Below are 24,947 nucleotides of genomic sequence, written 5' to 3'. Positions count from 1 at the left end.
TTACTCCGTCCGTGCACTGAGCTGTTGTAGAACCGCCAGTGCGCGCGGTCCATCGGCATGGGCGACGAACAGGTGGTCGTGGTAGAAACCGGCGATCACGTTGCAGCTGATCCCGGCTTGCGCCAGTGCGCTGGCAACGGCAGCCGTCAAGCCGACGGCTTCCAGCGCCGAATGCACATGCAGCGTCAGCCAGGCGGCCACGTAGCTGTACGGCAGGCCCAGGTGCTCGGCTTGCTGGCGCGGCAGAATAACCGTGAGCCCTTCGGCTTCCTGAAAGCTGCCCAGCGGTTGCACGCCCTTCAGTTGCGCGGCATCGCTTAAACAGCAGAACACGTAAGCGCCATCGTTCAGCTGTGGGCTCATGCTGCGCAGCAGGGTGGTCAATGAGGTTTCGCCGGCCATGTGGTTTGCCTGTTTCGAGTGGTGATGCTGGTCAGTCTGCTGCGGTCAGGTATATAAGAGAAACCAATAATCCTGATTGCTCATTAGGAAATCTTATTTTGCTGGATTACAAATTACTCGCCGCTCTGGCTGCGGTTGTCGAACAGGCCGGCTTCGAGCGGGCGGCGCAGGTGCTGGGCTTGTCGCAATCGGCCGTGTCGCAGCGGATCAAGTTGCTCGAGGCGCGGGTTGGCCAGCCGGTATTAGTGCGTGCGGTGCCGCCGGCGCCGACGGAAATCGGCCGACGTCTGCTTAACCATGTGCAGCAGGTGCGGTTGCTGGAGCGCGATATTCAGGCGCAGGTGCCGGGGCTGGATGAGGGCGGTTTGCCGGAGCGCCTGCGCATTGCGCTGAACGCCGACAGCCTGGCCACCTGGTGGGCCGGCGCGGTGGGCGCGTTCTGTACCGAACAGCGTTTGCTGCTGGATCTGGTTGTGGAGGATCAGGAGGTCGGCCTTAAGCGTATGCGCGCCGGTGAGGTCGCCGCTTGTGTCTGCGCCAGCGAGCGCCCGGTAGCTGGCGCAAGGGCTGTATTGCTCGGGGCAATGCGTTATCGCGCCATGGCCAGCCCGGCGTTTATCGCCCGGCACTTCCCTACAGGCGTGACGGCACAGGCGTTGGCCCACGCGCCGGCCATCGTGTTCGGCCCGGATGATCTGTTGCAGCACCGCTACCTGTCCGGCCTCGGCGTGGAGGGTGGGTTTGCCCATCACCTGTGTCCGTCATCCGAGGGCTTTATCCGCCTGGCGCAGGCCGGGTTTGGCTGGGGCTTGATCCCCGAACTGCAGGTGCAGGGTGAGATGGCCCGTGGCGAGCTGGTCGAGTTGATCAGTGACCGGCCAATTGATGTGCCGCTGTACTGGCACCATTGGCGCAATGGCGGTGAGCTGCTGGGCGAGCTGACCCGCCATTTGCAGCGGCACGCGGCCACCTGGCTGGTGACCGCTACGGACTAAAGGTCAGAGCTGAAAATGCGCCAACAGATGCTGCTGGTTGCCGGCGACATTTTGCAGATGCTCGCCGCATTGGCGGGTATTGGCAGCGTTTTCCCGGTTGTCTGCGGTCATGGCGCTGAGCTGGTGCATATGCTGGTTGACCTCCTGGGTGGTGGCCGCCTGCTGTTCGGCAGCCGCGGCGATCTGGAAGGCCAGGTCATGCACGGCCTGCAGTGAGTGATCCAGGTGGCCGAGTGAGCCCAGTACGGCTTGCGTCTCATCTTCCAGGGCGCAGGCCTGGGCAGTGGAGTCCTGCATGCTGGCCAGGGCCTGGGTGGATGAATTGTCGAGCGTGGTGATGATCTGCACCACCTCTTCGGTGGCAGTGCGGGTGCGCATGGCCAGACTGCGTACCTCATCGGCAACCACGGCAAAGCCACGGCCCTGTTCGCCAGCGCGCGCCGCTTCAATGGCGGCATTGAGGGCCAATAGATTGGTCTGCTCGGCGATGGCGCGAATCACCTCCAGTACTGAGGCGATCTGTTGGCTATTGCCGGCCAGGGTCTGCACCACCTGATCGGCCTCGCGCAGACCACCAAGCAGTTGGTCCTGGCGGCCGATCATGCGCTGTAGGGTGTCCTGCATGGTGGTAAAGGCATGGCGCGCGGCTTCACTGTTGTCGGCACTCTGGCTGGCGCTGGTGGCGATTTCCTGCACGGTGGCGGCCATCTGATCGACCGCACTGACCACCATTTCCAGAGCTTCCTGCTGTTGGTCAAGGCGTTGGCTGGTCTGCCCGGCGGCATTGAGAATATCGCCGCTGGCATGGCCCACGGCATTGCTGGCCTGGCGCAGTTGTTCGATCACCACGCGCCAGGCGTTGGCCATATCGTGCAGGGCGTGCATCAGGCCATTGCCCTGGCCGGGCTGCTGACTGATGCGCAGCTCGCCGGCGGCCAGGCGTTGTGCCAGCTGAGCCATGGTGCCCGGCTCGCCGCCCAGTGGGCGCATCACGCTACGACTGACCAGCCAGGTAGCGAACAGCACGGCGCCTATGGTCAGCAGGCCGAGCAGAAGGATTTGCCACATCAATTCATGCACCGGAGCAAACGCCTGAGCCTGATCCATTTCGGCGATCAGCGCCCAGTGCTGGCCATCAAATTCCAGGGGCACAAAGGCCTTCAGTGCGGGCTGACCGTTCAGCCCCGTTTCTGCCAGTTGTCCTTGCTCGCCGTTCAGTGCGCGGGTGATGGCGTCGCCCTGCAGCTCGCTGGGGCGCTGTTCGGAGCGCTGCACCTGATGCTCGCTGAAACGCGCGGAGTCCGAACGCAACAGACCGTCGGCTCCGACCAGGTAGGTTTCGCCGGCGTCGCCGAGGCCCTGGCGGGTTTGCATCACGCTATTGAGCGGGGCAATTGGCAGTTCGAGCATCAACAGCGCAATCAGCTCGCCTTCGCTGATCACTGGGCTGATCAGAAACTGGCTGGGCTCACCGGTTTGCGGATTGATCGCCAGGTCGCTGATCAGGCTGGCCTGACGGTTCAGTCCGGCGCTGGCCAACTGGCCCATGGGCAGTTCACGCCATGCGCCCTGCGTGAGGTTCTGCTGGTAATCATCGCCGCGCAGGACGCTGAAGATCACCGTGCCGTCGCTGGCGATCAACTTCAGCTCGCGGTAGCCGTACGTCTGGATAAAGTTCTCGTAGATCGGCCGGTCGTAATTGGACGCGCTGACCAGCGCCATTCCAGTCAGCCCGCCGTAACTGGTGCCCAGGTTGTTGGCCAGGGTGCTGAGTTGGTCGCGGCGCGCCTGCAGGTTGTCCAGTAGTTGTGCCTGTTTGATATTTGCTACAGCGTCCAGGGCGTTCAGCGTCTGTTCCTGTAGCGCCTTGCTGGCTTGCCAATACACCGTAAAGGCCATCGCCAGTACAGGGAAAAGCCCGATAAACAAGTAGCTAAGGGCAAGTTTTAGGCGTAGCGGCATATCCAGAGGCTCCAGGCAGAAGGCGTGAATGGATGGTTGTGTTGATTATTCTGCAAGGATCGTGCGAATTGCTTGACGGCTGCGTAAATAAAATCGATCGCAAGCCAAGGGCGGCTCGAAAGCCGCGTACTGAGGGTGTGTGGCAACGCTTGGCCGCGTGACAGGCGAAGGGCGGGGCGACAATGGGGCAGGTTGAATCTGGTGCAGAATGGTGCGTTACCTTGCGCTTATGGGGCGGAAGGTAACCAAGTTGCAGCACACCGGTTTGGCAGCGGTCCGCTAGCTGATGTTGATCTTGCCCGAGCCCGGCAGCTGTTCCACGCAGCGTGCACCGAGCAGTCTTGACGGGGTGAAATAGCCGCCAGGGCCGCTGTAGTTCAGCAAGTGCTGCACGGCCAGCAAGGCGCCATGCACGGTGACGTCATAGCCGTTGGCGGTTTCCAACCGCGCGGTTCTCACCACGCCTGCGGCATTGCGCGCCTCGCCCCACAGCCAGGTGCGCTGACGGGCACGGCTGGCTTCGTCCGGGCCGCTGACGCGTTTTTCGATCAGCCGCTTGAGCCAGTTTTGTACCGCATCCAGGCCCAGCAGGGCGCGCAGCGGGTCGATCAGGCGCATGACAATCGCTGCCGCCGTCGGTGTCGGCAGGTACACCTCGATATTATCGATGCCGGTGGAGTGGTAGGCGGTGGAGACATCGCCCCAGGGAATGGTGACCGCCGGCTTTTCACCGCGGCCAAAGTTGATGGCACGGCGTTTATAGCCCAGCGGCACATCGGTGATCACGCCTGCGCGACGTACCTTGCCGCCAAACTTCAGACCTTCCACTGAGGTTTTCGCCGTGCCTGGCGACAGCCCGCTGCCAGAGTCGAAACCCAGCGCCAGGTGGGTGGCATCGGGCAGAGCCTGGTGTAAGCAGGCGGCCAGGCAATCGCTGGGGATTACATCGAAGCCCACGCCGGGGCAGGCCACCACGCCAAGTTCGCGAGCCTGCTGATCACGCTGATGAGCGGCTTCGAACACGCTGATCTCGCCAGTGATATCGACATAGTGGGTGGCGCTGGCCAGGCAGGCATCGAGCAGCGGTGCGCTGGTGGCAGAGAATGGCCCCGCGCAGTGGGCAACCACGGCAACATCGGCCAGGGCTTCCTTGGCACGATCCAGTTGGTGGATATCGAATATCCGGCATTCCAGGCCCAGCAGGCTGCCGAGGGCGTGTACGGCGGCCGGGTTGCGCCCAGCCAGAATGGGCGTAAGGCCCTGGCGCTTGGCTTCGGCGGCCAGCAGGTGGCCGGTGTAACCGTTGGCTCCGTAGATCATCCAGTGCGTGGCCATCCCGTGCTCCTAAGTTGTTATTGGTTTGCGTCTGGCAGCTTAGTCGCTGTGAACGGATCTGTTGCCTATCGCAGGGTGTGTGCAGTCGCTGTTCTGGCTTGCAATGCCACGGCAGCGGCTTACATGCGCTGCTAGAGTGGCCTGCAATCACGGCAAAGGGGGCGGCAATGAAGATTCTGGTAACCGGGGCCAGCGGCTTTATCGGTGGGCGTTTCGCCCGCTTTGCCTTGGAGCAGGGCTTGAGTGTGCGGGTCAATGGACGGCGTGCCGAGGGCGTTGAGCATCTCTGTTCGCGTGGCGCGGAGTTTATTCAGGGCGATCTGTCCGACCCTGAGCTGGTGCAGCAACTGTGTCGGGATGTTGATGCGGTGGTGCATTGCGCGGGCGCGGTTGGTGTGTGGGGATCTTACGAGCATTTCTATCAGGCCAACGTCACGGTCACCGAAAACGTGGTGGATGCCTGCCTGAAACAGAAGGTGCGCCGTTTGGTGCATTTGTCGTCGCCGTCGGTGTATTTCGATGGCCAGGCGCATGTCGGCCTGCGTGAAGAACAGCTGCCCAAGCGCTTTTCCGATCACTACGGCAAAACCAAGTTTCTCGCCGAGCAGCAGGTGTTTGCTGCCCAGGAATTCGGCCTGGAGGTGCTGGCGCTGCGTCCGCGTTTTGTCACCGGGGCGGGCGATACCAGCATCTTCCCACGCTTGATCAATATGCAGCGCAAGGGGCGCTTGTCGATCATCGGCAACGGCCTGAACAAGGTCGATTTCACCAGCGTGCACAACCTCAACGAAGCGCTGATGAGCTGCCTGCTGGCGGCCGGGCCAGCGCTGGGGCAGGTGTACAACATCAGCAACGGCGCGCCCGTGCCGCTGTGGGACGTGGTCAACTATGTGCTGCGCAAACTCGACCTGCCGCCGGTCACTCGCCATCTGCCCTACGGCCTGGCCTATGGCGCGGCGGCGCTGAATGAAGGCGTGTGCAAGCTTCTGCCTGGTCGCCCGGAACCGACGCTGTTCCGCCTGGGTGTGGCGGTGATGGCCAAGGACTTTTCCCTGGATATCAGCCGCGCGCAGCAGTATCTGGAGTACGAACCCAAGACCAGCCTGTGGACGGCACTGGATGAGTTTTGCGCCTGGTGGCAGGCGCATCATCCGAGCTAACTCTTTAGCACCTGTTTTGAACGCAGCAGGGCCGGCGTGCAGCAGATCGTATGCAGGTTCTCAGGCGTAAACGCGCTGCCCGCGATACATGCGCACCGAGGCGCTAGACGGGCGGTGCGCGCTTTCTTCCACCAGCAGCGGGTGGCCGGCCTGCATCCGTGGTGTGCTTGCGGGCTCACCGAAGGGGCGGTCGCTATATTGGGCCAGCAGTTGCCCGAGTTGGCGGGTTTCCTCGCTGCTTGAGGTGAGACAGGCGCTGAGCATGCTGTTGATCGCATCAGGCTGGCTCATGCGGATGTCCACCGTCAGTTCTTCGCGCAGCCTGCGGCGCAGGCTCATCATGCAATCCAGTACTTCTCTGTTCAGCTCCATGGATCTTCCCCCCCCTAGCTATTACAAGTGGGCAAGTGGGCTGGGTGTCACCCATCCGCAATGCCACCGGCCTGGTCTCGCCGCGTTTCCCGCGTGCGGATCGCGTCTGCAGCGCCCTTGCTTCCTGGCGCGGCGATAACGTCGCAAATAGACAATTGCAAAGCGCATACCAGTTCACACTCTGTGGAACTGCGCGGCCTGCAGCGAGTCGATGGCAAGTGCCGTGCCCTTCGTCGGTGCGTTTCGCACTGACATAGCGCGACACTGAAGCGCTGCGCGCGAACCGTTATACTGCGCGGCAATTTGCATGGAGCCTGTCGGGCTTTTCCGCAGCAGAGCAGTGTTAAATCCGACAGGCTCCTCACCCCGCGCTTTCTTGAAGGTTGACCCATGCGTAACGATGCCCACGACGAACTCGATCACGTGCCCAGCCTGCGGGCTGACCACCGCGATCACGATGACTATGCCGCCGAGCAGGCGGAGCCAGCGCGCAGCCCTGGCTATGGTCGTGCGGCGGCTGCCGCACCGGTGAAGACGGCCAGTACCGGCCCACTCTGGGCCCTGGTTGGCGCCTTGATGATCGCCTTGGGCGGGCTCGGCTGGTGGAGCTTTCAGCAGATCAGCCTGATGGAGCAGCAACTGGTGGCGACCCAGGAAAGCTTTGCGCGCATCAGCGAGGAAGCCGCCGGTCGTATTCAGGACATTTCCGGCAAGGTGGTGGCCACCGAATCCTCGGTCACCAGCGGCAGTGAAGCGCTGAAGCTGCAGGTCAAGCAGCTGGAAAGCAAGCTGGCTGAGCTGAGTAAGCAACAGCAGGGCGTCAGTGGGCAGAGTAGCGAGCAGAGCAAGCGCCTTGAGCAGCTGGCCGCACAGCTGAAAGGCCAGGAAGGTGGGGATGCCAAGCTGGAAGGCATCCTCAACAAACTCAGCGCCGAACAGGCGGTGCTGAAAAATGAGCAAGCCACCCTGAAAAGCGCGCTGGCCGGGCAAAGCAAACTCGACGAGAAACTGGCCGGGTTGAGCGGCGAAATTGATGTGCTGAAGAAACAGGGCAACCCCAACCAGGCCATTGCCCGTGTCGAGCAGGACCTGCTGGTGCTGAAAAGCGATCTGGAAACCCGTACCGCTGGCAGCAGCACGGCTGAGTTTGACGCCTTCCGTGCGCAGATGACCCGCAATATCAGCACCCTGCAGGCTCAGGTACTGAACCTGCAGCAGCAGATCGACGCACGCTGAGTGAGTCGCAACGGAAAAGCCCGCCAATTGGCGGGCTTCTTTTTGAGGCATTTAAAACCTCACTTAGATGCTGGCGAGCCCCTGTGGGAGGCGCTTTAGCGGCGAATGCTGGGGCATGCCATCGCGGCTAAAGCCCCTCCTACGGTAGAGGGGGCGTCAGGCTTACAGCGTTGGGTAGTCGAGGTAGCCGACCGGGCCTTGGCCGTAGAAGGTTTCTGGGTGCGGCGTGTTCAGCTCGGCATCCTGTGCCAGGCGCGCCGGCAGGTCCGGGTTGGCGATAAACGGAATGCCAAAGGCCACCGCATCGGCCTTGCCCTCAGCCAGCCAGGCATTGGCCTGATCCTTGGTGAAGCGCTCGTTGGCGATAAACACGCCGCCGAAGGCTTGTTTCAGGCTTGGCGACAGGCTGTCGTCGGCTTCCTTTTCACGGGCGCAGATAAAGGCGATGCCGCGTTTGCCCAGTTCACGAGCGACATAGGTGAAGGTTTCGGCGCGGTTGGCGTCGCCCATGTCATGGCTGTCGGCACGCGGTGCAAGGTGCACGCCCACACGGCCAGCGCCCCAGACTTCGATGGCCGCATCGGTGACTTCCAGCAGCAGGCGTGCGCGGTTTTCCAGGCTGCCGCCGTAACGGTCAGTGCGCTGGTTGGTACTGCTCTGCAGGAACTGGTCGAGCAGGTAACCGTTCGCGCCGTGGATTTCCACACCGTCAAAACCGGCGGCCTTGGCGTTTTCCGCGCCCTGGCGATAAGCATCGACGATGTCGGCGATTTCTTCGGTTTCCAGGGCGCGCGGGGTGACGAAGTCCTTCATCGGGCGCACCAGGCTGACGTGACCCGCCGGCTGGATGGCGCTCGGTGCGACCGGCAGCTGACCGTTCAGGTAGATCGGGTCGGAAATGCGCCCGACGTGCCACAGTTGCAGAACGATCTTGCCGCCTGCAGCGTGCACGGCCTTGGTCACATTGCTCCAGCCGCGTACCTGCTCATCCGACCAGATGCCGGGGGTGTCCGGGTAGCCGACGCCCATCGGGGTCACGGCGGTGGCTTCACTGATGATCAGCCCGGCGCTGGCTCGTTGCACGTAGTACTCGGCCATCAGTGCATTGGGCACGCGGCCTTCATCGGCGCGGCAGCGGGTCAGCGGGGCCATGATGATGCGGTTGTTGAGTTGCAGATCGCCAATCTGGATCGGGTCGAAAAGCGTAGTCATGGGACGGTCCTCTCAGGTTATTCGTTGAGTGCAAGTTCGGGTTCAGGGCTACGGGTACTGAAGGTCAGCAGGGTGGCCAGCAACGCCAGTACAGCCAGGGCGGCAGCGGCCAGGGGTACGCGGGTCAGGCCGAAACCTTCGGCAATCACCAGGCCGCCAACCCAGGCGCCGAGGGCGTTGCCGAGGTTGAAGGCGCCGATATTCAGGGTCGACACCAGGTTCGGCGCGCCGCTGCCAAAAGCCACCACATTGACCTGCAAGGCCGGCACCGCCGCGAAGGCGGCGGTGGCCCAGAGGAACAGGGTGATTTCGGCGGGGATCAGCGCCTGGCTGGTCCAGCTGAACAGGGTGGAAATCACCGCCATGGCGACGAATACGCCGATCAGGGTGGCTTTCAGGCTGCGGTCGGCCAGGCGCCCGCCGAGCACGTTGCCCAGGGTCAAGCCGAGGCCGATCAGCAGCAGGGTCCAGGTCACGCCGTTGGGCGACACGCCAGTGACTTCGCCAAGCAGCGGCGCGATGTAGGTGAACAGGGCAAACATCGCCGCAGAGAACAACACCGTGGTGCTCAGCGCCAGCCATAAGCCGGCACCGCGCAGGGCACGCACTTCGCTGGCGAAGTCGGCCTTGGTTTCATCGGTTTTGCTCGGTAATACGCGCCACAGGCCAATCAGGGCAATCACGCCAATCAGGGTCACGGCCCAGAAGGTCGAGCGCCAGCCGGCGTACTGACCGAGCGCGGTGCCCAGCGGCACGCCGAGCACATTGGCCAGGGTCAGGCCGGTAAACATCAAGGCGACGGCCGAGGCGCGGCGATTGGCCGGCACCAGGCTGGCGGCCACCACCGAACCGATGCCGAAGAAGGCGCCATGGCAGAGGGAGGTGATGACCCGGGCGAGCATCAGCATCTGGTAATCGCTGGCCAGGGCGCAGAACAGGTTGCCAGCGATAAAGATGCTCATCAGCGTCAGCAGTGACGCTTTACGCGGCCAGCTGGCAGTGGCCAGGGCCATAAAGGGCGCGCCGATGGCCACGCCCAGGGCGTAACCGGTGACCAGCCAACCCGCGCCGGGAATCGATACGTCAAGGTCGCCCGCCACTTCAGGCAGCAGGCCCATGATGACGAATTCCGTGGTGCCGATGGCAAACGCGGACAAAGCGAGGACGAGAAGCGCTGCAGGCATGCCGTCAGCTCCTGAAAAAGGGTGAATGAACAATTAGTTTTAGAGCGCTTGGCTCATGTGGCTGAGGAACGTCTGGATGGTTTCTTCATTGCGTTTGAAGAAGTTCCACTGGCCGACCTTTTTGCTGCTGATCAGGCCGGCGCGCTGCAGGGTCGCCAGATGCGCGGAGACTGTCGACTGCGACAGCCCGGTGCGCTGGTCGATCTTGCCGGCACATACGCCGATCTCCAGCGGGTGATCCTGGTCGGCGAAATACGCCTGCGGATCTTTCAGCCAATGCAGGATGTCGCGCCGTACCGGATGTGCCAGAGCCTTGATCACTTCATCGATGTCGAGTTGCATACGGGTTATCCCCTGTGCGCTGTAACGCTATATCGCGATGGGGCGAACTTTATATCGGTTGGAGGCGATATACAGATCGTTCGTGGCGATAGTCATCATCACGACGGCTGATGTGTAAGCTGTGGGCATGAATTACCTCGCACACTTACATCTCGGCGGTGATGCGCCGGCGGAGCTGCTGGGCAGCCTGTATGGCGATTTCGTCAAGGGGCCGCTGGCCGGGCAGTGGCCGGCGGATATCGAAGCGGCGATCCGTCTGCATCGGCGTATCGATGCGTTCACCGACAGCCATCCGCTGCAAGCGCAGGCACGGGCGCGCTTCGCCCTAGAGCGGCGACGCTACAGCGGCATCTTGCTGGATGTATTTTTCGATCACTGCCTGGCGCTGAATTGGGGCGACTATGCCGCCGAGCCATTGCCGCGCTTTACCGGGCGTGTTTATCAAGTGCTGGCTGATGAGCCGCGTTTGCCTGAGCGTCTGGCGCACATTGCGCCGCGCATGGCCGCTCAGGACTGGCTGGGCAGTTACCGCGAATTTGCCGTGCTGGAGAAGGTGGTCGCGGGGATTGATCGGCGGCTATCGCGGCCAGGCTTGTTGGCCGGCGGTGCGGCCGAGCTGGAGCGGCTGTATCAGCCGCTGTTGGAGGATTTTCGCCAGTTCTATCCCGAGTTGCAGGCCTTTGTGGCGCGCGAACGTGGACTCGCCGGTTAGGCAGCCTGGCTTTCTGTTTCCGTACTGGCTGTTTCAGTGGGCTCAGCTGTACCAAACAGCGCCTGGCTGATTGCCTGCTGCGCCGCGCGGGCCAAGGCATTGCGGTTCAGCTCACTGCTGGCAATCGGTGTCAGTAGCTGGATCTGCACTTCACCCAGCTCGCTGCCGAGCAAACGCAGCAGGTGCGAGAGCATGTCGTCATCGCCGATAAACGGCGCCACGCTGCACGGCTTGCCATCACGCAGGTAGCGGATGGCCACTGGCTGTATGTAAACCCCGCTGTCGATCGCACTGCTCAGCAGGCGGCCGTGGAAGGTGCGCAGCCCCAGCCCATCGGTGGTGGTGCCTTCGGGGAAGATCAGCAGGTTACGCCCGCGTTGCAAGTGGTTGCCCAGCTGTTGGCTGAGCAGGCCGCTATCACCCGAGCCGCGGCGGATAAACAGGGTGCCGGCCTTGTGTGCCAGCCAGCCGGCAACCGGCCAGGTGCGCACCTCGGCCTTGGACAGAAAGGACAGCGGAGTGAGCATGCCGAGCAGCGGAATATCGGTCCAGGACACGTGGTTGCTGACCCACAGCATCGGCTGACGCGGCAGCTCGCCCTGCACCTGCAAGCGAAATGGCAGCGCTCCTGCCAGACGCGCGAGAAACCAGCGGGTCAGGCGCTGACGGGTCGGCATCAGGTCATGCCGGACCAGACGTTCAAGCAAAGTGATGCCTCCGGCCAGCAGGGTGCCGAGGCTGATCACCAGCAGCAGGCGCGCCAGGCGCAGGTATAAACGCACTTTCTTCATCGAACACTCTCGCAACAAAAACACAAACGCCGGCACTGTCTACAGAGTGCCGGCGAGTTGTGCAACCTAACTCAGACGGCTGCCTTGAAGTGCCGGGCATAGCGCGGACACAGCTCATCGCGCTTGAGCAGGATAAACACATCGGCGACCTGGAAATCCTGGTCCCAGCACGGCTCGCCGCAGATTTTCGCGCCCAGGCGCATATAGGCCTTGAGCAGCGGCGGCATTTCGGCGATCACGTTGCTCGGCACATCCAGCGCCGGCAGCGGAGTTTTCGGTTCGGCGCGCAGGTGTTCGGTGCACAGGTAGCGTTCGCGCAGGCGCTGCATGATTGCCTGGGCCTGGATGCCGCCGTCCTGCATGGAGATGCTGGCGCAGCCCATCAGGTAGCGGTAACCGCCCTCGTTGAGCACTTCGGCCAACTCGCCCCAGAGCACGGCGATGGTCGCGCCGTTGCGGTAGGCGGCGTCGACGCAGGTGCGGCCGATTTCCAGCACCGGGCCTTCGAGGTGCGGCAGGCCGTGCAGGCTGAATTCTTCTTCGCTGTAGAAGCGCCCCAGGCTGGCCGCTGCGCGGTGGTCGAGCAGGCGAGTCGTGGCCACCAGCTCACCGCTGTTCAGATCACGTACGCCGATGTGTTGGCAGTGAATGTCGTAGTCATCCATGTCCAGGCCCAGCTCGGCACCCTTGAGCTTGGCATCGAATTCGGCGCTGAATACACGAAAGCGCAGTGCCTGGGCTTCGCGCAAGGCAGCAGCGCCGTGTAAACGCTCGGCCTGCAGGCGACGAGCTGGGGTGGTGCGGTCGCGGGTGATTGCCATTTGGGTCATGCCGTCATCTCCGTTAGCCGGCTTTTTGCCTTGCAGCCGGTCGATCTTGTTGGGCAAGCTCAGGCTAGGTAGCGGCGGTGTCACCTCCGTGAATCTTTGGTGATGCTTGTGTGACACTGACTTCAATCCCTGAAACAAGGAGCAATGCATGCCCTGGCAACAGCTGTTAAGCCCGCAAACGCGTCTGCCGGTCGCCGGGCTGGAGGAGTGGTACGCCAGCCTGCTGGAACGCATCGGCAACCCAACCCCGTTGCAGCTGGCCTTGCTCGGCGGCCGGCTGGCAGCTACGCCGGGGCTGGCGTTTCTCGCCGGTTATCAGGGCGCGTTGCGCGCGCTTTGGCCGGCCGCGCCCTGGACCTTGGGCGCGCTGTGCGTGACCGAGAACCGCAGCCCCCGTCCTGCGGACATGAGTACGCGGATCAATGCCCTGACCCTCGATGGCCGCAAGGATTTCGTCACCGCCGCCGAAGCCGCCGACTGGCTCTTGGTGGCTGCGCGTGAGGAAGTAGCTGGCGCGCCGGTGCAGCTTGCGCTTGGGGTGGTGCGCAATGGCGCGCCGGGCGTGCTGATCGAGACGCTGCCGGCATTGCCGCTGATGCCGGATGTCAGCCATGGCCGTCTGCATCTGCAGGGCGCGCAGTGCGAACGGCTGGCCGGCGATGGCTGGGATGACTACGTAAAACCCTTCCGCACATTGGAAGACACTCACGTGCTGGCGGCACTGACCGCCTGGCTGTTTGGTGTGGGCCAGGAGTCGGCCTGGCCGCAGGCCCTGCAATTGCGCTTGCTCGGCTTGCTGGCCGGCTGCGCGGAAGTGGCGCGACAATGCCCAAGTGCCGCAGGCAGCCATCTGCTGCTGGCCGGACTGTTTGCCCAGTTCGACAGCCTGCGCAGTGATCTGGACAACGCCTTTGCTGCCGGTGACGCGCACTGGACGCAGCTCTGGCAGCGCGACAAAGGTCTGCTGGCGATTGCCGGCAGCGCGCGCAGTAAACGTTTGCAGAAGGCGCAGGCGGTGCTCGGCATCAAGCTGTAAGCCGGCATGGCGCGTCGGCTTGATCCAGATCAGTAAGGCCGAGCCGCTGCGCCAGTAAGCTCGCGGGCTTTCGGGAGAGAGCCTGCCATGCGACGCGAGCCCATAGTGCTGTTCGATAACGGCGAGCATCAATGCATGATGTTCGATGACCTGGTCAGCGGGGAGGGCGTGCAGTCCAACCAGTTTCTGATCACCGACAACGAGCAGTACCTGCTGCTCGATCCGGGCGGCGACCTGACCTACACGCCGTTGTCGCTGGAGCTGTCCAAGCACATCCCGGTGCAGGACCTGACCTATATCTTCGCCTCGCACCAGGACCCGGACATCATCGCCTCGCTGGATAAGTGGCTGCTGCACACCCGTGCACGGGTGATCTGCTCCAAGCTCTGGGCGCGCTTTCTGCCGCACCTGACGGCCAACTACCTGGCACTCAGCCGTGGCATCAACACCTTTGACCGGATCATCGCGCTGCCCGATCGCGGTCAGTCGTTTGCCCTGGGCAAGTGCGCGCTCAAGGCGGTGCCTGCGCATTTTCTCCACTCGGTGGGCAACTTCCAGCTGTATGACCCGGTAAGCAAAATTCTGTTTTCTGGCGATATGGGTGCCTCGATGGTTGATGACGCACACCCGGTGACCGACTTCGTCAACCATGTGCCGAACATGCTCGGTTTTCACCGGCGCTATATGGCGGGCAATAAGGCCTGCCGGCTGTGGGCGGCGATGGTCCGCGAGATGGATGTGGCGATGATTGTGCCGCAACACGGCCGGCCCTTTGTCGGCGCGGAAATGATCAATGCCTTCCTTTACTGGATCGAAAATCTGGAGTGCGGCATGGATCTGATGGGACCGGAGGATTACCGCCTGCCGAAGTAGTGGCTTTCCATGCACTGACTTTTCGCGCCGAATTGCCGGCTAAACCGGCGTGTTCGGCGCTTTTTGTCGTCATCAGCGCCATGCTAGGGTGCCGTCTTCGATCCCAGCAGAGGCGGCTCCATGTCCTTCACTCCCTTTCCCGTGCGGCGGCTGATGCTGGCGTGCGTCTTCGCTCTGGGCTGCGCCACAGCGCAGGCCGAGAACTGGCCTGGCAGCGACTGGGACAGCCAGTTGGCTGCGCCCAGCGCCGCGCTCAGCGAGTTGGAAAGCTACGCCTTTCCCGCCCGCGATGACGCCACCCGCAAAGGTGTGCGCACCGATGCCCTGCTGGTAATCCGCGATGGCCAGGTGGTTTATGAGCGCTATGCCGCACCGACCAACGCCGCCACGCCGCACCTGACCTGGTCGATGGCCAAGAGTCTGCTGGCTACTACGATGGGCGTGGCCTACGGCCAGGGCCGCTTCCGTCTGGATGCCCCGGTGGCCGATTACTACCCGCCGTTTGCTGCACACCCGCAGGTCAAGGTCGGCCACTTGCTCAACTGGGCCTCGGGGCTGGACTGGCAGGAGGACTATGAATACGCGCCGCTGAAATCCTCGGTAGTAGCAATGCTCTACACCCGTGGCCGCGGTGATATGGCGGCCTTCACCGCCGCGCACAGCGCCGATGCCCAGCCGGGCGAGCGCTTCCGCTATTCCAGTGGTGACACCAACGTACTGGCCGCCGCGTTGAAGAACATGGTGGGCGAGGCGGCTTATGCCGATTACCCCTGGACCGCACTGTTCGACCCGCTCGGTATCACCACCGCCGTGTGGGAGCGCGACGCTGCGGGCACCTTTGTCGGTTCTTCATACGTCTACATGAGCGCTCGTGACCTGGCCCGTGTTGGCCTGCTGATGCAGCGTGATGGCCGCTGGGGCGAGCAGCAGTTGCTGCCCAAAGCCTGGGTCGAGTTCAACCGCACGCCGTTTGCCAATTACCAACCGCAGGCCGACAAACCGGGTGAAGCCGTACCAGGCGGCCAATGGTGGCTGAATGCGGCAGTCGCCGGTGCGAGCAGGCCGTGGCCGGATGCGCCGGAAGACACCCTGGTGGCGTCCGGGCACTGGGGGCAGGGGCTGTATGTAATCGCCAGCGAGAACCTGGTGATCGTGCGCTATGCCGATGATCGCGATGGCAGCTTCGATCGCAACCATTTCCTCAAACTGGTTCTTGCCGCGTTGGCCGATGAGGTGCAGCCATGATTCGTCGTCGTCCGTTCAGCAGCCTGTTGTTGCTGATTGCGCTATTGCTCGCCGCCCTGGCCTGGCAGAACCGAACCCATTTGCAGGCCTTTCCGGGAATCATCGGTGCTTACTCGGCCAAGGAGTACTGCTCGTGCCGCTATGTGGCGAACAACCCGGCCGACTACTGCGAGGTGTATGTGGCGCAGTATGTTGCGCTCTCCGGCTTCTTCGATGACTCGGCCAACAAGCGCGTGACCGCGCGTGGCCTGGGCAGTACCCAGAGCGCGCAATGGCTGGGCCCACGCCAGGGCTGTCAGCTGTTACCGCAGGCTGCGCCGTTGCCGTAACAGGGTTGCGTCTGGCTGAGCGCACGGCAGGGTTTGCAAGGCCCTGCCGGGCGGCTATGGTGGCGTCTCCATTTCCCATGCGTGAGACGCAATGCGCAGAGTCAACCGCCGCGTGAACGGTCATGCCGCATAACGTCTTTCCCTGGCGACGCGGTAACGCACTGAGCTTGCTGATCGATGGGCCGCAGTTCTTCGTGCGGATGTTGGCGCGCATCGACGCCGCGCAGCGCCGGGTCGAGCTGGAGCTTTACCTGGTGGAAAGCGGGGCGTGCAGCCGCGTGCTGATCGATAGCCTGTGCGCTGCCGCGCAGCGAGGCGTGGCCGTGCGTTGCCTGTTCGATGCCTTTGGCGCACAGGGGCTGCAGGTGGCGGATCGGCAACTGCTGCAGGCGGCTGGCGTGAAGGTGCAGTGGTACAACCCGCTGCGCTGGAAGCACGGCGTGCGCAACTTTCACCGTGATCATCGCAAGCTGCTGTTGGTCGATGGGCAATTCGCCTTTGTTGGCGGTACTGGCGCGACCGATGAATTCTGGCAGCCGGAGCAAAACAGCAGCCGTTGGCATGAGGTCATGGTGGAAATCAGCGGGCCACTGGTGGCCGACTGGCAGCAGCTGTTCGAGCGTCAGTGGCAGGCGTCTCAGGCTTGGATCGCCTGGCGACCGCGTATGCCACTGCGCCTGAAAAACCTGCCGGCATTGCCTGCATTGGGCCAGGGCTTGGGCCGTGTGGCCTTTGCCGATGCTTCACAATATCGCGACATCCTGCTTTCACTGGTGCGCGCACTGCGCGGCTCCAAGCAGCGCATCTGGCTGGCGACGCCCTACTTTCTGCCGACCTGGCGGGTACGCCGCACCCTGCGTCAAGCCGCCAGACGTGGCGTTGAGGTGCATCTGTTGCTGGCCGGACAGAATACCGATCATCCGCCGGTTCGCTTTGCTGGCCAGCGCTATTACGCCAGCCTGCTCAAGGCTGGGGTGCGAATCTTCGAGTACCAGCCGCGCTTTCTGCATTTGAAGATGGTGCTGGTGGATGACTGGGTCAGCGTCGGTTCCTGCAACTTCGACCACTGGAACCTGCGCTTCAACCTGGACGCCAATCTTGAGGCGCTGGATCCGCAGTTTACCGCCAGCGTGGCGGCGAGCTTTCAGGCGGACTTTGCCGATAGTCAGGAAATCACCCTTGCCGACTGGCGCGCGCGGCCCTGGTGGCGGCGGCTGCAGCAGTCCATCTGGGGCGCGCTGGATCAGTTGCTGGTCAACCTGCTTGATCGTCGCCGCTAACCCGCACTTTTTCGGCCCGCACTTTTGTCTGGTGTAGGCCGGGCAGGGCGCCGCTATGCTCGCTACATAACTCGAATAAGGATGCTGTCGATGCGTGGTCTGCCCTGGCTTGCAGTGCTGTTGTTGGTCGCCTTGAGTGGTTGCTCGACCCCAGGGGCATTTTTTGGCGCAACCGAGGGCGAAGCCTTTCGTGAGCACGTGCTCAGCGATGACAATCACGCGCTGGTTTACCTCTACCGCCCGCAAAGCGATTGGGCGGATCAGGAGCTGGAAGCTCCGGCGCTGTTTCTGAATAACGCGCGTATCGGCAGCTTGCCGAGCAATGCCTACATGGTGCTGGAGTTTGATATCGCCAGTTATCAGCTGGAAATGCGCCGGCCGCTGTTCGGTACGCACTGGACCTTTTTCGCCGACGGCCCGCTGGACTTCACCCTGATCAGCAGCTTTACCCTGGATGCCGCGGCTGGTGGTATCTACTACCTGCGCTATGACGAACTCAACCCGCCGCCAGTCAATGAGCAGGTCCCCAGCCAGGGTGATGGTCCGCTGCAATTGGTGTCCCGCGAGGTGGCAGCGGCGGAAATCGGCACCACCCGTGAGATCCAGCCTTTTGAGCGCATTGCTGCCAGCGGCGAAACCGAGCGCATGCAGCGCAGCTTCTGGCGCAAAGTCGGCAAGTCGCTGGACAAGATCGGCATCTAAAACGCAACGGGCCAGCGCAAGGCTGGCCCGTTACCGCAAGGTAAACATGGCCATTGCGGCCATGCGTCGATCCTTTTAGATCAGCTCAACCGCTACAGCTGTAGCTTCGCCGCCACCGATGCACAGCGAAGCGATGCCGCGTTTGCCGCCAGTGTTTTTCAGCGCGTTGATCAGGGTCAGGATAATCCGCGAGCCGGTAGAGCCGACCGGATGGCCCTGGGCACAGGCGCCGCCGTAGACGTTGACCTTGGCGTGATCCAGGCCGTGCTCACGGATGGCCAGCATGGTGACCATGGCGAAGGCTTCGTTGATCTCGTACAGGTCAACGTCAGCCTTGTCCCAACCGGTTTTCTTCAGCAGGTTAGTGATCGAGCCAATCGGCGCGATGGTGAACTCGCTTGGGTCCTGGCTCTGGGTGGCGTGGGCGACAATCTTCGCCAGTGGCTTGAGGCCACGCTTGGCGGCTTCTTCGGCAGTCATCAGCAGCAGCGCCGAGGCGCCGTCGGAGATCGAGCTGGCGTTGGCCGCGGTGATGCTGCCGTCCTTGCGGAAGGCCGGCTTCAGACCTGGAATTTTCTCCAGGTTGGCGTTCAGCGGCTGTTCGTCATCCTTGACCACGACATCGCCCTTGCGGCCGCTGACGGTGATCGGGACGATTTCCGCATCCAGCGCACCGCTGGCGATGGCGGCTTGGGCTCGTTTCAGCGACTCGATGGCGTAGGCGTCCATCTGCTCACGGGTGATGCCGTACTGGTCAGCGGTTTCCTGGGCGAAGGAGCCCATCAGGCGGCCGGTGCGCGCATCTTCCAGGCCGTCGAGGAACATGTGGTCCTTGATCTCGCCGTGGCCCATGCGCAGGCCCGCGCGGGCCTTGGTCATGATGTAGGGCGCGTTGGACATGCTCTCCATGCCACCAGCAATCATCACGTTATTGCTGCCGGCCTTGAGCGAATCAAACGCCATCATCACCGCTTTCATACCCGAACCGCAGAGCTTGTTGATCGTGGTGCAACCGGTAGCAGCGGGCAGGCCGGCGTTCAGCGACGCTTGGCGGGCCGGGCCCTGTTTGAGGCCGGCAGGCAGCACGCAGCCCATGATCACTTCCTGTACGTCGGCAGGGGCAATGCCGGAGCGCTCAACTGCCGCGCGAATGGCGGTCGCACCCAGGTCAACCGCGGCAATGCTCGACAGGCTGCCTTGAAAACCACCCATCGGCGTACGTGCGCCGCTGACGATGACGATATCGGACATCAGAAAATTCCTCGTTTTTGTAGTAGATCGTGGGCCAAACACATCGGATGCGAGCCACCGATTCTACTGCGTGACTAAAAATGCCCAAAGAGTCACACGAAAAATCATTCTTTGGGCTGATTTGACTGGGCTGTGGGGCCTCTAGATTGGGCCCACTGAAAAAACCAACAATAGGTACCGCCATGCTGCAGACCCGTCTGATTGCTCCCGCCGACAACGCACACCAAGCGCCGCTGTTGATCAAGCGTCTGCTGCTGTCGGGCATTCGTTACGAGAAAACCCGCGAAATCGTCTACCGCGATCAGCTGCGTTACAGCTACGCGACCCTCAACGAACGTGTGGCGCGCCTGGCCAATGTGCTCACCGAAGCCGGGGTCAAGGCTGGTGACACTGTGGCGGTGATGGACTGGGACAGCCACCGTTACCTGGAGTGCATGTTCGCCATTCCGATGATCGGCGCGGTATTGCATACCATCAATATCCGCCTATCGGCCGATCAGATTCTCTACACCATGAACCATGCCGACGATAAATTTGTGCTGGTCAACAGCGAGTTTGTGCCGCTGTACAAGGGCATCGAAAGCCAGCTGACTACGGTGGAAAAGACCATTCTGCTGACCGATGCAACCGAGAAAACCGCCGACCTGGGTGGCCTGGTCGGTGAATACGAAAACCTGCTGGCCGCCGCCAGCCCGCGCTACGACTTCCCGGATTTCGATGAGAACTCGGTCGCCACAACCTTCTACACCACTGGCACCACCGGCAACCCCAAGGGCGTGTACTTCAGTCATCGCCAACTGGTGCTGCACACCATGGCCGAAGCCAGCGTGCTGGGCAGCCTGGACAGCATCCGCCTGCTGGGCACCAACGACGTGTATATGCCGATTACCCCAATGTTCCACGTGCATGCCTGGGGCATTCCATATGTGGCCACTATGCTGGGGATCAAACAGGTCTATCCCGGCCGTTACGAGCCGGACATGCTTTGCCGCCTGATCAAAGAGGAGAAGGTGACCTTCTCCCACTGCGTGCCGACCATTCTGCAGATGGTATTGGCTGCCCCTGGTGCTCAGGGCCACGACTTTGGCGGCCTGAAAATGATCATCGGCGGCAGCGCGCTCAATCGTTCGCTGTACGAAGCGGCCAAGGCGCGCGGCATTCAGCTGACCGCCGCCTACGGCATGTCGGAAACCTGCCCGCTGATCTCCTGCGCGCATATCAACGATGAGCTGATGGCCGGCAGCGAAGATGAACGTACCACCTACCGCATCAAGGCTGGCGTGCCGGTGCCGCTGGTGGAAGCGGCGATTATGTCCGCTGATGGCACCCTGTTACCGGCCGATGGCGAAAGCCAGGGCGAACTGGTGCTGCGTGCGCCGTGGCTGACCCAGGGTTACTTCCGCGAAGCGGAGAAGGGCGCCGAGCTGTGGGAACACGGCTGGCTGCACACTGGTGATGTGGCGACCATCGACGATTTCGGCTTTATCGATATCCGCGACCGTATCAAAGATGTGATCAAGACCGGCGGCGAATGGATTTCCTCTCTGGAGCTGGAAGACCTGATCAGCCGTCACCCGGCTGTACGTGAAGTGGCTGTGGTCGGTGTGGTTGACCCGCAGTGGGGTGAGCGACCGTTTGCCCTGTTGGTATTGCGCGAAGGCCAGAGCCTGGATGCCAAGGGCCTCAAGGAACACCTCAAGCCTTTTGTCGATCAGGGCAGCATCAACAAGTGGGCGATACCGTCGCAGATCGCCCTTGTTACCGAAGTTCCCAAGACCAGCGTCGGCAAGCTGGATAAGAAACGCATTCGCTTGGATATCGTCCAGTGGCAGACTGCGGGCAGCCCGTTTCTGTCGACTGTCTAAGGTGTTGCGCTGCGGGTGAGGCGCAAGCCTCGCCTCTTTGCATGCTTGCCTTGCAGTACCGCTAAAGCCGGATGATCAGAGCCTTTCAGCTGATTCCGTAGGGTTTTTCTGGAGTGTTTGGCGAAACTATCTGGGATGTTCGATTCGCGCCAAGCCAGGTCAGTTTTGGTGACTGGTCAGTCAAACAAGCGTTTGGCTTGCTAATTGCTCATTCCAAGCCATTCTTGGCTCTGCCGGCTGTGCCAAACACGCCGAAACCTGCGAGCCAGAGTGCCTGGGGGCTGCAAATCACACTTTAGAGGGATCAAGCAGAAGTACCCGCTGGCTATAGTCCGCACCATCCATAACAAAAAACACATGGAGTAGCGTCGATGACAAAAACAAAACAAACCTGGCGCCTGGCAAAACTGCCATTGGCTGTCAGCCTCGCATCCACCCTCGCCGCACCTGCATTCGGCGTTACTTTCAATATCGGTGAAATCGAAGGTCAATTCGATTCTTCTCTGTCTATTGGTTCTAGCTGGTCGGTGCGTGGTGCCGATCCTGATCTGATTGGTTTTAACAATGGTGGTGACGGTCTTTCGCAGACCTCAGATGATGGCCATGCCAACTTCAAGAAAGGTGAAACTTTCTCCAAGATTTTCAAAGGTATTCATGACCTTGAATTGAAGTACGGCGATACCGGCGTTTTTGTTCGTGGTAAGTATTGGTACGACTTCGAACTGAAAGACGAAAGCCGTATCTTCAAAGATATTGACGACAGTAATCGTAAAGAAGGAGCACAAGCTTCTGGTGCGCAGATTCTTGATGCCTTTGTTTATCACAATTACTCAATTGCGGATCAGCCGGGCTCCGTGCGCCTAGGTAAGCAAGTTGTAAGTTGGGGTGAGAGTACTTTTATTCAGAACAGCATTAACTCTATTAACCCTGTTGATGCCGCTGCGTTCCGCCGTCCAGGTGCCGAGATTAAAGAAGGCCTGATCCCGGTCAATATGTTCTATGTATCCCAAAGTTTGACTGAAAACCTCTCAATGGAGGCTTTTTACCAGTTGGAGTGGGATCAGACCGTTGTGGATAACTGCGGCACGTTCTTCTCTCAGGCAGATATTGTTGCTGATGGCTGTGACGATAATCTGCGTGTACTGAGGCAAGGCTCGAGTTTTACCGCGGGGCAGTTGGCGTTGCTCCAAGGTCTCGGCGTTGATATCAATCAAGAGGGCGTGCTGGTTCCTCGTGCAGGGGATCGCGATGCTCGTGATGATGGTCAGTGGGGTATGGCGTTCCGCTACTTCTTTGAACCGTTGGACACCGAATTCGGTGCCTACTTCATGAATTACCACAGCCGTACACCAATTTTCAGTGCCACTGGTGCCGCTCCAGCGTTTTACAACGCAGCCACTATTCCAGGCTTCCCTGCTTCGGCGGCTCTGGCGCCGTTGCGTGTAGCCGGTAATTCTGAATATTTCCTAGAGTATCCGGAAGATATTCGCCTTTACGGTGTGAGTTTTTCGACTACGTTACCAACAGGTACCGCGTGGGCTGGTGAGCTAAGTTACCGGCCAAATGCCCCAGTCCAGTTGAATACTACTGATGTGCTCTATGCCGGCTTGAAACCGCTTGCCGACCCGGCTTTCAACCCATTAGCGGCTGCAACTTTTGCTGGTGCTGGTCTTGGGAATATCTCTCTGTTGAATGGTGCTCCTGGCAGTGACCTACATGGTTATCGCCGTAAAGAAATTACCCAGTTTCAAACTACTTTTACCCATTTCTTTGATCAGGTTATGGGCGCTAGCCGTCTGACTCTGGTTGGTGAAATCGGCGTTGTGCATGTAGGTGGTTTGGAAAGCTCAGATGACGTTCGTTATGGTCGAGATCCTATATATGGCCCAGGTCCTCTTTCGGGAAACTATGCTGTATCTGGCGTTGGAGTATTTAACGCATGTAAAGGTCTGAACGTAGGCACTTTGGGGAACAATCCAAATGCAGAGAACGCGACAAAGTACTGTGAAGACGATGGTTTCGTTACCAGCACGTCCTGGGGCTACCGTGCTCGCGCTATCTGGGATTATCCGGACGTATTCGCCGGTGTGAACCTGAAGCCAAGCGTATCTTGGTCGCATGATGTAGATGGTTACGGCCCTAACGGTCTGTTCGGTGAAGGCAACAAGGCTGTAAGCCTGGGGCTGGACGCTGAATACCAGAACACTTATACCGCTAGCCTGGCTTACACCGACTTCTTTGGCGGTAAATACAACACTTCGGTTGACCGCGACTTTGTTGCGCTCAGCTTTGGCGTGAACTTCTAAGTAAGCGGACGAGATTTTGAGGACGACTATGACTATGAAAACAACAAAAAGTCTGCTGCAAACTGGCGCCCTGACACTTTCGCTGTTGGCGAGCGGTGTGATGGCGGCGGTGTCGCCGGATGAAGCTGCCAAACTGGGTACTACGCTGACACCAATCGGTGCGGAAATGGCGGGCAATGCCGATGGTTCGATCCCAGCCTGGACTGGCGGTCTGCCAGCCAGCGCGGGTACTGCGGATTCCGCAGGCTTCCTGTCGGATCCGTTCCCGAGCGAGCAGCCGCTGTTCACCATCACCGCGCAAAACGTTGATCAGTACAAAGACAAGCTGACCCCTGGCCAGCTGGCGATGTTCAAACGTTATCCGGAAAGCTACAAAATGCCGGTGTTCGCCACTCATCGTACGGCGACCATGCCGGACTTTATCCTGGCGGCTGCGAAGAACAACGCAGTCAACACCAAGATGGTCGAAGGCGGTAACGGTCTGGAGAACTTCGAGCAGGCTAACCCTTTCCCGATTCCGAAAGACGGCCTGGAAGCGATCTGGAACCACATCACTCGCTACCGTGGTGGCAGCGTGAAGCGCCTGGTAACTCAGGCGACTCCACAGCCGAATGGCTCCTACAGCCTGGTTTACTTCCAGGATGAGTTCACCTTCCGTGGTGCGCTGAAGGATGCCGATACCAGCAAGCCAAGCAACGTACTGTTCTATTTCAAACAGCGGGTAACTGCTCCTTCGCGTCTGGCAGGTAACGTGCTGCTGGTACACGAAACCCTTAACCAGGTGAAAGAACCGCGTCTGGCGTGGCTGTACAACGCCGGTCAGCGTCGTGTGCGTCGTGCTCCGCAGGTGTCCTATGACGGTCCAGGTACCGCCGCTGACGGTCTGCGTACGTCCGACAACTTCGACATGTATAACGGTGCTCCTGACCGTTACGAGTGGAAGCTCAACGGTAAGAAGGAAATCTACATTCCTTACAACAGCTACCGTCTGGACTCGCCGAAGCTGAAGTATGACGAGATCATCAAAGCTGGCCATATCAACCAGGACTTGACCCGTTACGAGCTGCACCGCGTATGGCATGTGACCGCAACCCTGAAATCGGGTGAACGTCATATCTATGCCAAGCGTGACTTCTACCTCGATGAAGATACCTGGCAAGCTGCTGCCATCGACCACTACGACGGTCGCGGTACCCTGTGGCGTGTGGCTGAAGCCCATGCTCAGTACTACTACGACAAGCAAGTGCCGTGGTACAGCGTAGAGACCCTGTATGACCTGCTGTCCGGTCGTTACCTGGCTCTGGGTATGAAGAACGAAGAGAAGAGTGCTTACGAGTTCGACTACCCGGCGAAGGAAAGCGATTACACCCCAGCGGCCCTGCGCCAGGCTGGCGTACGCTAAACCGCAGTAACGCTGCATAAAGAACCGGTCCGCAAGGGCCGGTTTTTTTATGGCCGGGATCCATGGTTGCCATCCTTCGGGCCATCGCTGCGCGACGTTAAAAAGTCGCTTCCGGCCATTCTTAT

23 protein-coding genes are annotated in these 24,947 nt (G+C 61.0%); 13 read left to right on the top strand and 10 right to left on the bottom strand.

Translation table 11 applies throughout. The features are described 5' to 3' along the window. Nucleotides 1–402, bottom strand: coding sequence for an ACT domain-containing protein (locus tag RHP75_RS16770; protein WP_311089196.1), 402 nt, complete (start codon nt 400–402; stop codon nt 1–3). A 98-nt stretch (nt 403–500) separates the two neighbouring features. On the opposite strand from RHP75_RS16770, the gene RHP75_RS16765 reads away from it, so the two are divergent. Next, nucleotides 501–1,397 carry a LysR family transcriptional regulator ArgP gene (locus tag RHP75_RS16765; protein ID WP_311089195.1) on the top strand — a complete coding sequence of 299 codons (897 nt, stop codon included), beginning with the start codon at nt 501–503 and terminating at the stop codon, nt 1,395–1,397. 3 nt (nt 1,398–1,400) lie between these two features. On the opposite strand, the gene RHP75_RS16760 is transcribed toward RHP75_RS16765, so the two are convergent. Both RHP75_RS16760 and RHP75_RS16755 read right to left on the bottom strand, forming a co-directional pair. After that, nucleotides 1,401–3,359 (bottom strand): methyl-accepting chemotaxis protein, encoded by a 1,959-nt coding sequence (locus RHP75_RS16760; RefSeq protein WP_311089194.1) that lies wholly within the window; start codon nt 3,357–3,359, stop codon nt 1,401–1,403. Nucleotides 3,360–3,638: 279 nt separating this feature from the next. Continuing rightward, a complete protein-coding gene (locus tag RHP75_RS16755; protein ID WP_311089193.1) occupies nt 3,639–4,694 on the bottom strand; it encodes a saccharopine dehydrogenase NADP-binding domain-containing protein in 1,056 nt (351 codons plus the stop codon). Between the two features lie 167 nt (nt 4,695–4,861). On the opposite strand from RHP75_RS16755, the gene RHP75_RS16750 reads away from it, so the two are divergent. Beyond that, entirely contained in the window at nt 4,862–5,854 is a 993-nt protein-coding gene (locus tag RHP75_RS16750) for an NAD-dependent epimerase/dehydratase family protein (protein ID WP_311089192.1), read from the top strand. Between the two features lie 60 nt (nt 5,855–5,914). Here RHP75_RS16750 and RHP75_RS16745 read toward each other — a convergent pair whose 3' ends face one another. Further along, complete coding sequence (locus tag RHP75_RS16745; RefSeq protein WP_167142422.1) at nt 5,915–6,226, bottom strand: hypothetical protein; 312 nt, start codon at nt 6,224–6,226, stop codon at nt 5,915–5,917. A gap of 390 nt (nt 6,227–6,616) precedes the next feature. On the opposite strand from RHP75_RS16745, the gene RHP75_RS16740 reads away from it, so the two are divergent. Next, entirely contained in the window at nt 6,617–7,462 is an 846-nt protein-coding gene (locus RHP75_RS16740) for an ATPase (protein WP_311089191.1), read from the top strand. A gap of 162 nt (nt 7,463–7,624) precedes the next feature. On the opposite strand, the gene RHP75_RS16735 is transcribed toward RHP75_RS16740, so the two are convergent. From RHP75_RS16735 to RHP75_RS16725, 3 genes are read right to left on the bottom strand one after another with little or no spacing between them, the layout of a single operon-like run. After that, on the bottom strand, nt 7,625–8,674 hold the full coding sequence (locus RHP75_RS16735) for an alkene reductase (protein WP_311089190.1): 1,050 nt from the start codon (nt 8,672–8,674) through the stop codon (nt 7,625–7,627). Nucleotides 8,675–8,691: 17 nt separating this feature from the next. Next, nucleotides 8,692–9,858 carry an MFS transporter gene (locus tag RHP75_RS16730; RefSeq protein ID WP_311089189.1) on the bottom strand — a complete coding sequence of 389 codons (1,167 nt, stop codon included), beginning with the start codon at nt 9,856–9,858 and terminating at the stop codon, nt 8,692–8,694. Nucleotides 9,859–9,897: 39 nt separating this feature from the next. Beyond that, nucleotides 9,898–10,200: a helix-turn-helix transcriptional regulator gene (locus RHP75_RS16725; protein WP_311089188.1), complete on the bottom strand. Its 303-nt coding sequence runs from the start codon at nt 10,198–10,200 to the stop codon at nt 9,898–9,900. Between the two features lie 127 nt (nt 10,201–10,327). Between RHP75_RS16725 and RHP75_RS16720 the strand changes: the two genes are divergently transcribed. Next, nucleotides 10,328–10,912, top strand: a complete 585-nt coding sequence (locus RHP75_RS16720; protein WP_311089187.1) for an ACP phosphodiesterase — start codon at nt 10,328–10,330, stop codon at nt 10,910–10,912. Here the strand turns inward: RHP75_RS16720 and RHP75_RS16715 are convergent. Further along, nucleotides 10,909–11,703 (bottom strand): lysophospholipid acyltransferase family protein, encoded by a 795-nt coding sequence (locus RHP75_RS16715; RefSeq protein ID WP_311089186.1) that lies wholly within the window; start codon nt 11,701–11,703, stop codon nt 10,909–10,911. The genes RHP75_RS16720 and RHP75_RS16715 overlap by 4 nt on opposite strands. A gap of 71 nt (nt 11,704–11,774) precedes the next feature. Then, on the bottom strand, nt 11,775–12,533 hold the full coding sequence (olsB, locus tag RHP75_RS16710) for an L-ornithine N(alpha)-acyltransferase (protein WP_090249004.1): 759 nt from the start codon (nt 12,531–12,533) through the stop codon (nt 11,775–11,777). A 148-nt stretch (nt 12,534–12,681) separates the two neighbouring features. Here olsB and RHP75_RS16705 point away from each other — a divergent pair, with 148 nt between their 5' ends. From RHP75_RS16705 to RHP75_RS16680, 6 genes are all read left to right on the top strand, one after another. Next, the gene (locus tag RHP75_RS16705; RefSeq protein WP_311089185.1) at nt 12,682–13,569 is read left to right on the top strand and encodes an acyl-CoA dehydrogenase; all 888 of its coding nucleotides are present in this window, start codon (nt 12,682–12,684) and stop codon (nt 13,567–13,569) included. Nucleotides 13,570–13,656: 87 nt separating this feature from the next. Continuing rightward, nucleotides 13,657–14,442: an MBL fold metallo-hydrolase gene (locus tag RHP75_RS16700; protein WP_311089184.1), complete on the top strand. Its 786-nt coding sequence runs from the start codon at nt 13,657–13,659 to the stop codon at nt 14,440–14,442. 153 nt (nt 14,443–14,595) lie between these two features. After that, nucleotides 14,596–15,687 carry a serine hydrolase gene (locus RHP75_RS16695; protein WP_311091970.1) on the top strand — a complete coding sequence of 364 codons (1,092 nt, stop codon included), beginning with the start codon at nt 14,596–14,598 and terminating at the stop codon, nt 15,685–15,687. Beyond that, nucleotides 15,684–16,016 carry an amidase gene (locus tag RHP75_RS16690; RefSeq protein ID WP_311089183.1) on the top strand — a complete coding sequence of 111 codons (333 nt, stop codon included), beginning with the start codon at nt 15,684–15,686 and terminating at the stop codon, nt 16,014–16,016. The genes RHP75_RS16695 and RHP75_RS16690 overlap by 4 nt, the downstream gene beginning before the upstream one ends. 122 nt (nt 16,017–16,138) lie before the next feature. Further along, on the top strand, nt 16,139–17,296 hold the full coding sequence (locus RHP75_RS16685; protein ID WP_311089182.1) for a phosphatidylserine/phosphatidylglycerophosphate/cardiolipin synthase family protein: 1,158 nt from the start codon (nt 16,139–16,141) through the stop codon (nt 17,294–17,296). Nucleotides 17,297–17,386: 90 nt separating this feature from the next. After that, nucleotides 17,387–17,998 carry a DUF2846 domain-containing protein gene (locus RHP75_RS16680; RefSeq protein ID WP_311089181.1) on the top strand — a complete coding sequence of 204 codons (612 nt, stop codon included), beginning with the start codon at nt 17,387–17,389 and terminating at the stop codon, nt 17,996–17,998. Nucleotides 17,999–18,073: 75 nt separating this feature from the next. Here the strand turns inward: RHP75_RS16680 and RHP75_RS16675 are convergent, their stop codons facing one another. Next, entirely contained in the window at nt 18,074–19,249 is a 1,176-nt protein-coding gene (locus tag RHP75_RS16675; RefSeq protein ID WP_311089180.1) for an acetyl-CoA C-acyltransferase, read from the bottom strand. 182 nt (nt 19,250–19,431) lie between these two features. Between RHP75_RS16675 and RHP75_RS16670 the strand changes: the two genes are divergently transcribed. From RHP75_RS16670 to RHP75_RS16660, 3 genes are all read left to right on the top strand, one after another. Next, nucleotides 19,432–21,114, top strand: a complete 1,683-nt coding sequence (locus RHP75_RS16670) for a fatty acid--CoA ligase (RefSeq protein WP_311089179.1) — start codon at nt 19,432–19,434, stop codon at nt 21,112–21,114. 371 nt (nt 21,115–21,485) lie between these two features. Continuing rightward, on the top strand, nt 21,486–23,420 hold the full coding sequence (locus RHP75_RS16665) for a DUF1302 domain-containing protein (protein WP_311089178.1): 1,935 nt from the start codon (nt 21,486–21,488) through the stop codon (nt 23,418–23,420). A 34-nt stretch (nt 23,421–23,454) separates the two neighbouring features. Continuing rightward, nucleotides 23,455–24,822: a DUF1329 domain-containing protein gene (locus RHP75_RS16660; RefSeq protein ID WP_311089177.1), complete on the top strand. Its 1,368-nt coding sequence runs from the start codon at nt 23,455–23,457 to the stop codon at nt 24,820–24,822. Nucleotides 24,823–24,947 lie beyond the last annotated feature (125 nt).

The organism is Pseudomonas sp. SG20056, assembly GCF_031764535.1.
GTDB lineage: Bacteria > Pseudomonadota > Gammaproteobacteria > Pseudomonadales > Pseudomonadaceae > Aquipseudomonas.
This window is presented reverse-complemented; position numbering and strand designations above follow the sequence as displayed.

Excerpts from the sequence above, each read along its gene's own strand:
- RHP75_RS16770 (WP_311089196.1), bottom strand. The coding sequence starts at position 402 with ATGGCCGGCGAAACCTCATTGACCACCCTGCTGCGCAGCATGAGCCCA.
- RHP75_RS16760 (WP_311089194.1), bottom strand. The coding sequence starts at position 3,359 with ATGCCGCTACGCCTAAAACTTGCCCTTAGCTACTTGTTTATCGGGCTT.
- RHP75_RS16755 (WP_311089193.1), bottom strand. The coding sequence starts at position 4,694 with ATGGCCACGCACTGGATGATCTACGGAGCCAACGGTTACACCGGCCAC.
- RHP75_RS16750 (WP_311089192.1), top strand. The coding sequence starts at position 4,862 with ATGAAGATTCTGGTAACCGGGGCCAGCGGCTTTATCGGTGGGCGTTTC.
- RHP75_RS16745 (WP_167142422.1), bottom strand. The coding sequence starts at position 6,226 with ATGGAGCTGAACAGAGAAGTACTGGATTGCATGATGAGCCTGCGCCGC.
- RHP75_RS16740 (WP_311089191.1), top strand. The coding sequence starts at position 6,617 with ATGCGTAACGATGCCCACGACGAACTCGATCACGTGCCCAGCCTGCGG.
- RHP75_RS16735 (WP_311089190.1), bottom strand. The coding sequence starts at position 8,674 with ATGACTACGCTTTTCGACCCGATCCAGATTGGCGATCTGCAACTCAAC.
- RHP75_RS16730 (WP_311089189.1), bottom strand. The coding sequence starts at position 9,858 with ATGCCTGCAGCGCTTCTCGTCCTCGCTTTGTCCGCGTTTGCCATCGGC.
- RHP75_RS16725 (WP_311089188.1), bottom strand. The coding sequence starts at position 10,200 with ATGCAACTCGACATCGATGAAGTGATCAAGGCTCTGGCACATCCGGTA.
- RHP75_RS16720 (WP_311089187.1), top strand. The coding sequence starts at position 10,328 with ATGAATTACCTCGCACACTTACATCTCGGCGGTGATGCGCCGGCGGAG.
- RHP75_RS16715 (WP_311089186.1), bottom strand. The coding sequence starts at position 11,703 with ATGAAGAAAGTGCGTTTATACCTGCGCCTGGCGCGCCTGCTGCTGGTG.
- olsB (WP_090249004.1), bottom strand. The coding sequence starts at position 12,533 with ATGACCCAAATGGCAATCACCCGCGACCGCACCACCCCAGCTCGTCGC.
- RHP75_RS16705 (WP_311089185.1), top strand. The coding sequence starts at position 12,682 with ATGCCCTGGCAACAGCTGTTAAGCCCGCAAACGCGTCTGCCGGTCGCC.
- RHP75_RS16700 (WP_311089184.1), top strand. The coding sequence starts at position 13,657 with ATGCGACGCGAGCCCATAGTGCTGTTCGATAACGGCGAGCATCAATGC.
- RHP75_RS16695 (WP_311091970.1), top strand. The coding sequence starts at position 14,596 with ATGCTGGCGTGCGTCTTCGCTCTGGGCTGCGCCACAGCGCAGGCCGAG.
- RHP75_RS16690 (WP_311089183.1), top strand. The coding sequence starts at position 15,684 with ATGATTCGTCGTCGTCCGTTCAGCAGCCTGTTGTTGCTGATTGCGCTA.
- RHP75_RS16685 (WP_311089182.1), top strand. The coding sequence starts at position 16,139 with ATGCCGCATAACGTCTTTCCCTGGCGACGCGGTAACGCACTGAGCTTG.
- RHP75_RS16680 (WP_311089181.1), top strand. The coding sequence starts at position 17,387 with ATGCGTGGTCTGCCCTGGCTTGCAGTGCTGTTGTTGGTCGCCTTGAGT.
- RHP75_RS16675 (WP_311089180.1), bottom strand. The coding sequence starts at position 19,249 with ATGTCCGATATCGTCATCGTCAGCGGCGCACGTACGCCGATGGGTGGT.
- RHP75_RS16670 (WP_311089179.1), top strand. The coding sequence starts at position 19,432 with ATGCTGCAGACCCGTCTGATTGCTCCCGCCGACAACGCACACCAAGCG.
- RHP75_RS16665 (WP_311089178.1), top strand. The coding sequence starts at position 21,486 with ATGACAAAAACAAAACAAACCTGGCGCCTGGCAAAACTGCCATTGGCT.
- RHP75_RS16660 (WP_311089177.1), top strand. The coding sequence starts at position 23,455 with ATGAAAACAACAAAAAGTCTGCTGCAAACTGGCGCCCTGACACTTTCG.